Consider the following 12,010-nt stretch of genomic DNA (forward strand, 5'->3'; position numbering starts at 1 on the left):
AACGGAGACCTATGGAAACCCACGACCTGCGTAAAGTCGGCCTGAAGGTGACCCATCCGCGGATGCGGATCCTGGCGCTGCTCGAACAGCGCAATGCCCAGCACCACCAGCACCACATGACCGCCGAGGACATCTACCGCCAGCTGCTCGAGCATGGCGACGAGATCGGCCTGGCGACGGTCTACCGGGTGCTGACCCAGTTCGAGGCCGCCGGCCTCGTGCTCAAGCACAATTTCGAGGGTGGCCAGGCCGTTTACGAGCTGGACCGTGGTGGCCACCACGACCATATGGTCGACGTGGACAGCGGCAAGATCATCGAATTCGAAAGCCATGAGATCGAGGAGCTGCAGCGCAAGATCGCGGCCGATCACGGCTATGAGCTGGAAGAACACTCGCTGGTGCTCTACGTGCGCAAGAAGCGCAAGTAGGCCGTTCCGGCCAGCCGCTAGCGACGAAACCCCGGGCTTGCCCGGGGTTTTTCGTTGCCGGGGTCAGGGCCCTTTCCCTCCAGGAAAGGGGGCCGGCCCCGGGCGCTCTGCGGGGTCGGATCCCTTTGCGCCAGCAAAGGGCTCTGACCCCTTGCAACCGAGCAGGATCTCCAGGTCCACCGCCTCGGCCATCGCCCGGTTGCCGGCATCCCCCGGGTGGAGGTGGTCGCCGGAGTCGTAGGCGGCGGCCATCCGTGACGGATCGGCCGGGTCGCGCAGCGCCGCGTCCAGGTCGATCACCGCGTCGAACGGGCTGTTGCTGCGCAGCCATGCATTGAGCTGTTGGCGCAGGGCCTCCTTGTCCGGGTGGTAGTAGTCGTCCAGCGGCGTGCCGGGCAGGGCGCCCGCGAACGGCATCAGGGTGGCGCCGAATATGCGTAGACCCCGCCGGTGGGCCTGTTCGGCCAGGGCACGATAGCCGGCCTGCAGCTCGGGCAGGCTGGGCCGGGGCTGCGCGCGGGCGAAGGCAGTACCGGGCCAGCTGATGTCGTTGATGCCGATCAGCACGATGACGCTGGCGACGCCGGGCTGATCCAGTGCGTCACGCCGCAGGCGGGCCAGAACCGACTCGCCCATGCCGTCGCTCAGCAGCCGATTGCCGGAAATGCCCGCGTTGACCACCGCGACGCCGCGCGGTGCCAGACGCGCGGCCAGATGGTCGGTCCAGCGCTGGTCCTGGTCGAGGCTGGCGGTGGCGCCGTCGGTGATCGAGTCGCCAATCACCACCACGCTACGCGCACTGGCGGCGGCCTCGACCTCGATCCCGGTGAGGAACAGGCGTGCGGTAGTGGAACTGGCACCCTGCAGGTCGCGCGCCCGGGCCTGATTGCCGCCGGCGATCCAGCTGGTCTGGCGGCCGTCCCAATGGAACGTCTGCACCGGCGTCGGCCCCGGCACGAAGACGCTGACCTGCAGCGCCTGGTGGTCTTCCGTGGCCACCGCCAGCGGATCGCTCAGCCGTTCCTGACCGGCACCGATCAACACCCCAGGCTGGCCGTCGAAGCTGAGCGGTTGCGGGGTGGCGCCCGCGCCCGCGGCCACGCTGGCCGCCCCGATCCGCAGCGGCTGGGTGCCGTAGGCATTGCTCAGCCGCACCCGCAGCCGGGACCCGCCCAGGCTGATGCGCGCGGTCTGGCGGAAGGTCTGGTCCTGCAGCGTGGCCGGAACCAGGGTCGGGAACAGGAAATCCGCGTCCCAGACCGGTTGCGGGCTGGCCTGCCAGCTGGCGACCCAGTGCGGGGCGGATGCGGCACTGGCGACGCCGGACAGGGCGAGCAGGGCGGTGGCGGTGAGCTGGCTCAAGCGGTTCATCGGGCAATCCAGGTGGGAGGGAACGCCATGGTGATTCCGGGGTCATCTGTGAACTAGACTGCGCATGGACAATCATCTGTGAACTGGATTCATCGCCATGGCGCGACCCGACATCAACCGATCCGGCGAACTGGAAGTGTTCGTGCGGGTGATCGAGACCGGTGGCTTCTCCGCCGCCGCACGCACCCTGGACATGACGCCGTCAGCAGTGAGCAAGCTGGTGGCCCGGCTGGAGCAGCGGCTGGGTACGCGCCTGCTGCAACGCTCCACCCGCCAGCTGCAGCTGACCCCGGAAGGCTGCGCGTTCTACGAGCGCGGCCTGCGCGTGCTGGCCGACCTGGAGGAGGCCGAGCGCTGTGCCAGTGCCCATGCCGAGCCGCGTGGACGGTTGCGGGTCAACTCCAACGTGCCGTTCGGCCAGCATTTCCTGCTGCCGCTGCTGCCGGCGTTCCTCGAACGCAACCCGCAGGTAGGCGTGGACCTGACCCTCAATGACGAGGTGATCGACCTGCTTGAGCAGCGCACCGACGTGGCGGTGCGGGCCGGTCCACTGAAGAGTTCCAGCCTGGTGGCGCGGCGGCTGGGTGCGACGCGGATGATGATCGTGGCTGCACCGGCCTACGCGCAGCGGCACGGGCTGCCACGCACTGCCGAGGAGCTGCAGTCGCACAACCGGCTGGATATCGGCCATGCGCGCGCGATGCAGGGCTGGCCGTTGCTGCAGGACGGGCGCGAACGCATGCTGCTGCCCAGTGGCAACGCGCGCGCCAGCAACGGCGATGCGCTGCGCCAGCTGGTGCTGGGTGGGCTGGGCATGGCGCGGCTGGCAGCATTCCAGGTGCAGCAGGACATTGCCGCCGGGCGCTTGCTGCCGGTGCTGGAGGACGCCAATCCCGGTGACCTGGAAGAGGTGCACGCGGTGTTCCTGGGGCAGGGCGGCTACCTGCCGCTGCGGGTGCGCGCGTTTCTTGATTTCCTGGTGGAGAACGTCGATCTGACGCAGCCACAGGGGTAGTGCCGGCCGCTGGCCGGCAACCTCATGATCTTCATCCACCCGCATCGGGGTGCCGGCCAGCGGCCGGCACTACCTTGCGGAAGCCGAGCCAATGCTCGGCTCGGCCGGCGTTACACCTGCAGCAGCTTGCGTGCGACGGCGCGCGCTTCCTTGCTCACTTCCACGCCGCCGAGCATGCGCGCCAGTTCTTCCTCGCGCGCCTTGCTGTCCAGCTTTTCCACTGCGCTCTGGGTCATGCCTTCCACCGGGGCCTTGCTGACCCGGTAATGGGCATGGCCCTTCGAGGCGACCTGCGGCAGGTGGGTCACGCACAGCACCTGGCGCTTCTCGCCAAGGGCGCGCAGCTTCTGGCCGACGATGTCCGCCACCGCGCCACCGATGCCGGAGTCGACTTCGTCGAACACCATGGTCGGCACTGCATCCAGGTCCAGCGCGGCCACTTCGATGGCCAGCGAGATGCGCGACAGTTCGCCACCCGAGGCCACCTTGCGCAGGGCACGCGGTGGCTGCCCGGCATTGGCCGCCACCAGGAATTCCACGCGCTCGGCACCCTGCGGGTCGGGCTTGCCGGCGTCCTGCGGTTCCAGCTCGATCAGGAACTGGCCGCCGCCCATGCCCAGCTCGGCGATGATGCCGGTGGTGGTGGCCGACAGCTCGGCAGCGGCGGCGCGGCGGCTGGCGGTCAGCAGCCCGGCCTGCACGCGCCAGGCCGCAGCGGCCTTGTCGATCTCGCCGGCGAGGCGCTGCAGGCGTTCGTCAGCCCCACGCAGCTGTTCCACTTCGGCGTGCATGCGCTCGCGCTGCGCGCCCAGCTCGTCCATCGGCACACGGTGCTTGCGGGCCAGGTCGTGAAGGCGGCCGAGGCGACGCTCGTTCTCCTCGAACTGTTCCGGGTCGGCGTCGAGGTCGTCATGCACGCGGTCCAGCAGCGACAGGGCTTCGTGCAGCTGGATCGAGGCGTTTTCGATCAGGCCGTCGACCTCGCCCAGGCGCGGGTCGTGTTCGATCAGGCGCGACAGCTCGTGGCGCACCTGCTGCAGCAGGTCCAGCGCGGAACTGCCGTCGTCGCCATTGAGCTGGTTGCTGGCCGCCTGGCAGGCACCCAGCAGGGCACTGGCATGGGCCTGGCGGCGGTGGCTGGCGCCCAGCGCGGCAATCGACTCCGGTTCCAGGTCTTCGCGGTCCAGTTCGCGCAGCTGGTGCTCCAGGAAGCCGATCCGGTCACTGACGTCGCCCTGCTGCGACAGCGCCAGCGATTCATCGACCAGCGCCTGCCAGGCCGCAGCGGCGCGGCGCACCTGGCGGCGCTCGTCCTCGTTGCCGGCATAGGCGTCCAGCAGGGCCAGCTGCGAAGGGCGCGTCAGCAGGGCCTGCTGCTCGTGCTGGCCGTGGATCTCCACCAGCAGCGAGGCCAGGTCGCCCAGCTGCGCCAGGGTCACCGGGCGGCCGTTGATCCAGGCCCGCGATCCGCCATCGGCACGGATCACGCGGCGCAGTTGGCATTGTTCTTCGTCGTCCAGCTCGTTGTCGGCCAGCCACTGGCGCGCGGCCTGCAGCTGGTCCAGCGCGAACTCGGCCGACAGCTCGGCGCGCGCGGCGCCGTGGCGGACCACGCCGCTGTCGGCGCGCAGGCCGGACAGGAAGCCCAGCGCGTCGACCATCAGTGACTTGCCGGCGCCGGTCTCGCCTGAAACCACGGTCATGCCTGGCCCGAACTCCAGTTCGGTGGCGCGGACGACGGCGAAATCCTTGATCGAAAGATGTCTGAGCATGGGTAAGGGGGTGTCAGCAGCCGCGCAACGCTAGCACGCGGGCGCGGGAGGTCCAATGACTTGCCAAGGTGATCCGCCGCCATTATCTAGTGTCCGTGTCTCACAGGTTGATTCCATGCACGGTTCTCCCGACCAGCTTGCCCCGCGTGCGCGCCATCTGCTGCGCACGCTGATCGCGCGTTACATCCAGGACGGTGAGCCGGTCGGCTCGCAGACGCTGGCGCGCGTGGCCGGGCTGGAGGTCAGCCCGGCCACCATCCGCAACATCCTGGGTGACCTGGAAGACCTGGGGCTGCTGGCTTCGCCGCACACCTCGGCCGGGCGCGTCCCGACCGCACATGGCTACCGGGTGTTCGTCGACAGCCTGCTGCAGATGCAGCCGCCGGGCGAAGGCGAGCTGGCCCGGCTGCGCCAGGAACTGGCCGGCGGCGGCAGCACCCAGGCCCTGCTTGGCAGCGCCTCGGAGCTGCTGTCGGCGATGAGCCACTTCGTCGGCGTGGTCAGCGCCCCGCGGCGCGAGCAGTTCGCGTTCCGCCAGATCGATTTCGTGGCGCTGGACGGGCGCCGGGTGCTGGCGATCCTGGTGTTCGCCGACAACGAGGTGCAGAACCGGGTCATCGAGACCCGCCAGGAGTTCGCGCCGGGCCAGCTGGAGCAGGTCGCCAACTACCTCAACGCGCATTTCGCCGGCCTGCCGATGGCCGAGATCCGCACCCGCCTGCTGCTGGAACTGCGTGATGCCCGTTCGGAGCTGGAGCAGCTGCTGGCGCACAGCATCGAGCTGGCCGAGCAGGCCCTGCAGCCGGCGGCCGATGACATGCTGGTGGCCGGGCAGACCCGTCTGATGGGGGTGCAGGACCTGTCCGACCTGGAGCGGCTGCGCGAGCTGTTCGAGCTGTTCTCCAGCAAGCGCGAGATCCTGCAGCTGCTGGAGCGGACCATCCAGGCGCCCGGCGTGCGCATCTTCATCGGCGAGGAGACCGGGATGATGCCGCTGCAGGGCGTCTCGCTGGTCACTGCCCCTTACACGGCCAATGGCCAGGTGCTGGGCGTGCTGGGCGTGATCGGCCCCAAGCGGATGGCCTACGACCGGATGATCCCGCTGGTCCAGGCCACTGCCGATGTACTCGGCGCGGCGTTTTCGCCAGCCGGGCGCACTCCTGGAACATCCGACGCTTGAAACGCAGCATCCCGCCCACACTAGGGTGGGTGGAGGCGGAGACTGACCGCCAGGGACCCAGACATGAACCACGAACATCCAGATATCGAATCCCAGCAGACTGCCGCCGATGCGGCCGCCGCCGCCGGCGTCAACGACGAAGTGGAGCGCCTGCGCGCCGAGGTCGAGCAGATCAAGGCCGATGCGCTGCGTGAGCGCGCCGACCTCGAGAACCAGCGCAAGCGCGTTGCCCGTGACATCGAGCAGGCCCGCAAGTTCGCCAACGAGAAGCTGCTGGGCGAGCTGCTGCCGGTGTTCGACAGCCTGGATGCCGGCTTGAAGGCGGCCGGCGATGACCCGCATCCGCTGCGCGAGGGCCTGGAGCTGACCTACAAGCAGCTGCTGAAGGTTGCCGCCGACAACGGGCTGGTCCTGCTGGACCCGATCGGCCAGCCGTTCAACCCGGAACACCACCAGGCCATCAGCCAGGTGCCGGCCCCAGACGCCGCCCCGGGCAGCGTGGTGACCGTGTTCCAGAAGGGTTACCTGCTCAACGAGCGCCTGCTGCGGCCGGCGCTGGTGGTGGTGGCCGCCGACTGACCCCTCCAGGGCCGGAAGGCGGGAATGTCCCGTCAACCGGCCCGACGCTGAACGCGCCGGGCGACCGGAAACACAGCGTTCGGGAGATGGCTTGAATGTTCCACGAGCCTCCCCCACATCGTATTCATCCACCGGCCGAACGGCCGGACTGACCCCAACAAGCATCCTCAGGAGTCTCCCCCATGGGCAAGATCATTGGTATCGACCTCGGCACCACCAACTCGTGCGTGGCGATCATGGACGGCGGCAAGGCCCGCGTCATCGAGAATTCGGAAGGCGATCGCACCACCCCGTCGATCGTCGCCTACACCAAGGACGGCGAAGTCCTGGTGGGCGCCTCGGCCAAGCGCCAGGCCGTCACCAACCCGAAGAACACCTTCTACGCGGTGAAGCGCCTGATCGGCCGCAAGTTCACCGACGCCGAAGTGCAGAAGGACATCGCCCACGTCCCGTACAGCATCCTGGCCCATGACAACGGCGATGCCTGGGTGGCCACCAGCGACGGCAAGAAGATGGCGCCGCAGGAAATCTCGGCCAAGGTGCTGGAAAAGATGAAGAAGACCGCCGAGGACTTCCTCGGTGAGAAGGTCACCGAAGCGGTCATCACCGTGCCGGCCTACTTCAACGACAGCCAGCGCCAGGCGACCAAGGACGCCGGCCGCATCGCCGGCCTGGACGTCAAGCGCATCATCAACGAGCCGACCGCGGCCGCGCTGGCCTATGGGCTGGACAAGGGCGACAACAAGGATCGCAAGATCGTGGTGTACGACCTGGGCGGCGGCACCTTCGACGTCTCGGTGATCGAGATCGCCAACGTTGACGGCGAGAAGCAGTTCGAAGTGCTGGCCACCAACGGCGATACCTTCCTGGGCGGCGAAGACTTCGACAACCGCGTCATCGAGTACCTGGTTGAAGAATTCAACAAGGACCAGGGCATCGACCTGCGCAAGGATCCGCTGGCCCTGCAGCGCCTGAAGGACGCTGCCGAGCGCGCCAAGATCGAGCTGTCCAGCGCCCAGCAGACCGAAGTGAACCTGCCGTACGTCACCGCTGACGCCTCGGGTCCGAAGCACCTGAACATCAAGCTGACCCGCGCCAAGCTGGAAGCGCTGGTGGAAGACCTGATCAAGAAGTCGATCGAGCCGTGCCGCGTCGCCCTGAACGATGCCGGCCTGCGTTCGAGCGACATCAGCGAAGTGATCCTGGTCGGTGGCCAGACCCGCATGCCGAAGGTGCAGCAGGCGGTGACCGAATTCTTCGGCAAGGAACCGCGCAAGGACGTCAACCCGGACGAAGCCGTGGCACTGGGCGCTGCGATCCAGGGCGGCGTGCTGGGCGGCGACGTCAAGGACGTGCTGCTGCTGGACGTGACCCCGCTGTCGCTGGGCATCGAGACCATGGGCGGCGTGTTCACCAAGATCATCGAGAAGAACACCACCATCCCGACCAAGGCCTCGCAGGTGTTCTCCACCGCCGAGGACAACCAGTCGGCCGTGACCGTGCACGTGCTGCAGGGTGAGCGCGAGCAGGCCCGCTTCAACAAGTCGCTGGCCAAGTTCGACCTGTCCGGCATCGAGCCGGCCCCGCGTGGCCTGCCGCAGGTGGAAGTGTCCTTCGACATCGACGCCAACGGCATCCTGCACGTGTCGGCCAAGGACAAGAAGACCAACAAGGAACAGAAGGTCGAGATCAAGGCCGGTTCGGGCCTGTCCGAGGAAGAGATCGCACGCATGGTCGCCGACGCGGAAGCCAACCGCGAAGAAGACAAGAAGTTCCAGGAGCTGGTGCAGGCCCGCAATCAGGCCGATGCCCTGATCCACGGCACCCGCAGTGCCATCACCGAGCACGGCAGCAAGGTCGGCGGCGATGTCATCGGCAAGGTCGAGGCGGCCCTGGCCGACCTGGAAACCGCGATGAAGGGTGACGACAAGGCACAGATCGAAGCCAAGTCGAAGGTGCTGGAGGAAGCCGGCCAGTCGCTGTTCGCCGCTGCTTCGGCCGACCAGGGCGGTGCCCCGGGTGCCGACGCCGGCAACGCCGGCAAGGCGCAGGACGACGTGGTCGACGCCGAGTTCACCGAAGTCAAGGACGACAAGAAGTCCTGATCCGGACCGACACGGGACGCTGGCCATCAGCGTCCCGTTGTCGCATCAGGGTCCTGACCGCCCACCGGCGTGTCGGGGCGCCCGACGCAAGAGCGGACCTGGTTCCGCTCTTCCGCTTTGACGAATCCCGACTTTCCGGAACCAGATTCACCATATGAGCAAGCGCGATTACTACGAAGTGCTGGGCGTTGCCCGCACCGCCACCGACGACGAGCTGAAGAAGGCCTACCGTCGCTGTGCGATGAAGTTCCACCCGGACCGCAACCCGGGTGATGCGGCGGCCGAAGCCTCCTTCAAGGAGTGCAAGGAAGCCTACGAAGTGCTGTCCGATGGCAACAAGCGCCGCATGTACGACAGCCACGGCCACGCCGCGTTCGAGCACGGCATGGGCGGTGGTGGTCCGGGCGGCCCGGACATGAACGATATCTTCGGCGATATCTTCGGCAACATTTTTGGCGGGGGCGGCGGTGGGCCGCGCCAGGCCCGTCGCGGCGCCGACATCGGCTACGTGATGGAGCTGGACCTGGAAGAGGCGGTACGCGGCGTTGAGCGCCGCATCGAGATCCCGACCCTGGCCGAGTGCGGCGACTGCGATGGCAGTGGCTCCGAAGACGGCAAGGTCGAAACCTGCAATGTGTGCCATGGCCGCGGCCAGGTGCGCATCCAGCGCGGCATCTTCGCCATGCAGCAGGCCTGCCACAACTGCGGCGGCCGTGGGCAGATCATCGCCAAGCCCTGCAAGACCTGCCACGGCAACGGCCGTGTCGAGGAAGACAAGGTGCTGTCGGTGAAGGTGCCGGCGGGCGTCGATACCGGCGACCGCATCCGCCTGCAGGGTGAAGGTGAGGCCGGTCCGGCCGGTACGCCGCCGGGTGACCTGTACGTGGAAGTGCGCGTGCGCGAGCATGCGATCTTCCAGCGCGATGGCGACGACCTGCACTGCGAAGTGCCGATCCGCATCTCGCAGGCAGCGCTTGGCGACACCGTACGCGTGGCGACCCTCGGCGGCGAAGCGGAAATCCGCATCCCGGCCGAGACCCAGACCGGCAAGCTGTTCCGCCTGCGTGGCAAGGGCGTGCGTTCGGTGCGCAGCCGCAGCGAGGGCGACCTGTACTGCCGCGTGGTGGTGGAGACCCCGGTCAACCTCACCAACGAACAGCGCAAGCTGCTGGAGCAGTTCGAAGCCACCTTTGTCGGCGAGGAAGCACGCAAGCATTCGCCGAAGTCGGCGACGTTCATGGATGGCGTGAAGGGCTTCTGGGACCGGATGACGTCCTGAGTTTTTCAACCGAAGCGTTGAGCGGTAGCGCCGGGTCATGCCCGGCGTTTTCGTTTGCGATCAGCGGAAAAACGCCGCGGGCGTCTGCCCCAGTTGGCGTTTGAACATGCTGGTGAACGCGCTGGGGCTGTCGTAGCCCATCGCCAGCGCCACATCGATGACCTTGTCGCCGACTGCCAATCGCTCCAGGGCGGCCAGCAGGCGCGCCTGCTGCCGCCACTGCCCGAAGGTCATGCCCAGTTCGCCGGCGAAATGGCGCTGGATGGTCTTCACGTCCACCTGCAGCGCCTGGGCCCAGTCCTGCAGCGTGGCGTCGTCGGCGGGATGCTTCTGGATGTGCTGGCAGATCCTCTGCAGGCGCGGGTCAGTGGGCGAGGGCAGGTGCAGCGGCAGCACGTCCATGCGGTGCAGCTCGTCCAGCAGCAGGCGCACCACGCGACCGTCGCGGCTGTCGTCCACGTGCGCGGACTCGATCAGGCTGGCCGCCAGCAGTAGTTCGCGCAGCAGCGGCGCCACCTGTACTGCGAACGCCCCATCCGGCAGTTGCGGCGCGAAGTCCGGTTCCACGTACAGGCTGCGCATGTGCACCTCGGCGATGCAGTCCACCGCATGCACCATGCCGGCCGGAACCCAGATCGCGCGGGTGGAGGGCACGACCCAGCGGCCACCGTCCGCGCGCACCACCATCAGGCCGGACATGGCGAAGACCAGTTGGTGACGGCGATGCCGGTGTGGCGCGATGTGGGTACCGGGCGGGTAGTGCCGGGCGCGGCTGGTCACCGGGCGGTGTACCGGCACTTCGTTCCACGGCGCGGTCTCGCGGATCGGGCAGGGAGTGTCCTTTTTGCGATATGCCATGACCCGAACGCGGCAGAAGGGAGTGGGGGTCCACCGTAGCATGCGTGGCTCGCCCCCAACCTGACTGTGTCCATGTCGACCCTGGCTTCTCCCGCAACGACCTCACGCCCGGTGGTTCCCGGCGTGCTGGCCGCCATCTCCACCTCGCATGTCGTCAACGACATGATGCAGTCGCTGATCCTGGCCATCTATCCGGTGATCAAGGGCGGCTTCAACCTCAGCTTCACCCAGATCGGCCTGATCACGCTGACCTACCAGCTCACCGCGTCGATCTTCCAGCCGTTGATCGGCATGGCCACCGACCGCCGCCCGGCACCGTATTCGCTGCCGATCGGCATGGCCTCGACCCTGTGCGGCATGCTGCTGCTCGGCTTTGCGCCGAACTACGCGGTGGTGCTGATGGCTGCGGCGATGGTCGGCATTGGTTCGGCCATCTTCCACCCGGAGGCCTCGCGCATCGCCCGGCTGGCCTCGGGCGGTCGCCATGGCTTCGCGCAGTCGGTGTTCCAGGTGGGTGGCAACTTCGGTACCGCGCTGGGGCCGTTGATCGCTGCGGCCGTGATCGTGCCGTATGGCCAGCGTGCCGCATCATGGTTTGCCGGCGCCGCGCTGATCGGCATCGCGCTGCTGACCTATGTTGGCCGCTGGTATGCACTGCACCTGGGCACACCGCGTCCGGCCAGCACCGCGTCTATGGCCCCGCGGCATCCGCCGCGCACCGTGGCCAAGGTGCTGGCGATCCTGCTGGTGCTGATCTTCAGCAAGTACTTCTACATGGCCAGCATCGGCAGCTACTTCACCTTCTACCTGATCCACCACTTCGGCATTCCGGTGGCACAGGCGCAACTGCATCTGTTCGCGTTCCTGGTGGCGTCTGCCGCCGGTGGTTTCCTCGGCGGCCCGCTGGGTGACCGCATCGGCCGCAAGCCGATCATCTGGACCTCGATCCTCGGCGTGGCCCCGTTCGCACTGATGCTGCCGCACGCCGATCTGCTATGGACCACAGTGCTGGCGGTGCTGATCGGCTTCGTGCTCTCCTCGGCGTTCTCGGCCATCGTGGTGTACGCGCAGGAGATGATGCCGCACCGCATCGGCATGGTGTCCGGCCTGTTCTTCGGCTTTGCATTCGGCATGGGCGGGCTTGGCGCGGCCGTGCTGGGCATGCTGGCAGACAGGACCAGCATCGAATACGTCTATCAGCTGACCGCGTTCCTGCCGCTGCTCGGTATCGTCGCAGCGTGGCTGCCACCGTCGCGGCCTGCTGCTCACTGAGGGGCTTGGGTTTGCAGGGCTTGCAGCCCTGCACCTGCAGAGGCAACAGCCGAAGCGCGCTATCCCTGGTGTGGCGGGGTGGGTCCGGTTGAGGGGGACGCTGCAAGTACGTCCATGTAAGCTCGGTCGCCGCATCCATGCGGCTCACGCC

The 12,010-nt window shown here is 67.7% G+C and carries 10 protein-coding genes; 7 read left to right on the forward strand and 3 right to left on the reverse strand.

Annotation, left to right across the window (positions count from 1 at the left end; genetic code table 11):
• Positions 1–11 precede the first annotated feature (11 nt).
• On the forward strand, positions 12–428 hold the full coding sequence (gene fur, locus VG566_RS09375) for a ferric iron uptake transcriptional regulator (RefSeq protein WP_014646807.1): 417 nt from the start codon (positions 12–14) through the stop codon (positions 426–428).
• Between the two features lie 63 nt (positions 429–491).
• Here fur and VG566_RS09380 read toward each other — a convergent pair whose 3' ends face one another.
• Complete coding sequence (locus VG566_RS09380) at positions 492–1,799, reverse strand: SGNH/GDSL hydrolase family protein (protein ID WP_142234589.1); 1,308 nt, start codon at positions 1,797–1,799, stop codon at positions 492–494.
• 97 nt (positions 1,800–1,896) lie between these two features.
• Here VG566_RS09380 and VG566_RS09385 point away from each other — a divergent pair, with 97 nt between their 5' ends.
• Positions 1,897–2,814 (forward strand): LysR family transcriptional regulator, encoded by a 918-nt coding sequence (locus tag VG566_RS09385; protein WP_032959114.1) that lies wholly within the window; start codon positions 1,897–1,899, stop codon positions 2,812–2,814.
• Between the two features lie 110 nt (positions 2,815–2,924).
• Here VG566_RS09385 and recN read toward each other — a convergent pair whose 3' ends face one another.
• The gene (recN, locus tag VG566_RS09390; RefSeq protein ID WP_423172626.1) at positions 2,925–4,586 is read right to left on the reverse strand and encodes a DNA repair protein RecN; all 1,662 of its coding nucleotides are present in this window, start codon (positions 4,584–4,586) and stop codon (positions 2,925–2,927) included.
• Between the two features lie 115 nt (positions 4,587–4,701).
• Here recN and hrcA point away from each other — a divergent pair, with 115 nt between their 5' ends.
• The 4 genes from hrcA to dnaJ all read left to right on the forward strand — a co-directional run bounded on the left by hrcA (position 4,702) and on the right by dnaJ (position 9,729).
• Positions 4,702–5,766: a heat-inducible transcriptional repressor HrcA gene (hrcA, locus tag VG566_RS09395; RefSeq protein WP_010484463.1), complete on the forward strand. Its 1,065-nt coding sequence runs from the start codon at positions 4,702–4,704 to the stop codon at positions 5,764–5,766.
• A gap of 63 nt (positions 5,767–5,829) precedes the next feature.
• Positions 5,830–6,345, forward strand: coding sequence for a nucleotide exchange factor GrpE (grpE, locus tag VG566_RS09400; RefSeq protein ID WP_014646812.1), 516 nt, complete (start codon positions 5,830–5,832; stop codon positions 6,343–6,345).
• 182 nt (positions 6,346–6,527) lie between these two features.
• Complete coding sequence (dnaK, locus tag VG566_RS09405; protein ID WP_032959111.1) at positions 6,528–8,450, forward strand: molecular chaperone DnaK; 1,923 nt, start codon at positions 6,528–6,530, stop codon at positions 8,448–8,450.
• Positions 8,451–8,604: 154 nt separating this feature from the next.
• Complete coding sequence (gene dnaJ, locus VG566_RS09410; RefSeq protein WP_014036853.1) at positions 8,605–9,729, forward strand: molecular chaperone DnaJ; 1,125 nt, start codon at positions 8,605–8,607, stop codon at positions 9,727–9,729.
• A gap of 60 nt (positions 9,730–9,789) precedes the next feature.
• On the opposite strand, the gene VG566_RS09415 is transcribed toward dnaJ, so the two are convergent.
• Positions 9,790–10,587, reverse strand: a complete 798-nt coding sequence (locus VG566_RS09415; RefSeq protein ID WP_014646814.1) for an AraC family transcriptional regulator — start codon at positions 10,585–10,587, stop codon at positions 9,790–9,792.
• A 72-nt stretch (positions 10,588–10,659) separates the two neighbouring features.
• Here VG566_RS09415 and VG566_RS09420 point away from each other — a divergent pair, with 72 nt between their 5' ends.
• Positions 10,660–11,859 carry an MFS transporter gene (locus VG566_RS09420; protein WP_032959108.1) on the forward strand — a complete coding sequence of 400 codons (1,200 nt, stop codon included), beginning with the start codon at positions 10,660–10,662 and terminating at the stop codon, positions 11,857–11,859.
• Positions 11,860–12,010 lie beyond the last annotated feature (151 nt).

The sequence above is a fragment of the Stenotrophomonas sp. CASM114 genome, from assembly GCF_049384325.1.
GTDB lineage: Bacteria > Pseudomonadota > Gammaproteobacteria > Xanthomonadales > Xanthomonadaceae > Stenotrophomonas > Stenotrophomonas muris.

Coding starts and splice junctions, on each gene's coding strand:
- fur (WP_014646807.1), top strand. CDS start 12: ATGGAAACCCACGACCTGCGTAAAGTCGGCCTGAAGGTGACCCATCCG.
- VG566_RS09380 (WP_142234589.1), bottom strand. CDS start 1,799: ATGAACCGCTTGAGCCAGCTCACCGCCACCGCCCTGCTCGCCCTGTCC.
- VG566_RS09385 (WP_032959114.1), top strand. CDS start 1,897: ATGGCGCGACCCGACATCAACCGATCCGGCGAACTGGAAGTGTTCGTG.
- recN (WP_423172626.1), bottom strand. CDS start 4,586: ATGCTCAGACATCTTTCGATCAAGGATTTCGCCGTCGTCCGCGCCACC.
- hrcA (WP_010484463.1), top strand. CDS start 4,702: ATGCACGGTTCTCCCGACCAGCTTGCCCCGCGTGCGCGCCATCTGCTG.
- grpE (WP_014646812.1), top strand. CDS start 5,830: ATGAACCACGAACATCCAGATATCGAATCCCAGCAGACTGCCGCCGAT.
- dnaK (WP_032959111.1), top strand. CDS start 6,528: ATGGGCAAGATCATTGGTATCGACCTCGGCACCACCAACTCGTGCGTG.
- dnaJ (WP_014036853.1), top strand. CDS start 8,605: ATGAGCAAGCGCGATTACTACGAAGTGCTGGGCGTTGCCCGCACCGCC.
- VG566_RS09415 (WP_014646814.1), bottom strand. CDS start 10,587: ATGGCATATCGCAAAAAGGACACTCCCTGCCCGATCCGCGAGACCGCG.
- VG566_RS09420 (WP_032959108.1), top strand. CDS start 10,660: ATGTCGACCCTGGCTTCTCCCGCAACGACCTCACGCCCGGTGGTTCCC.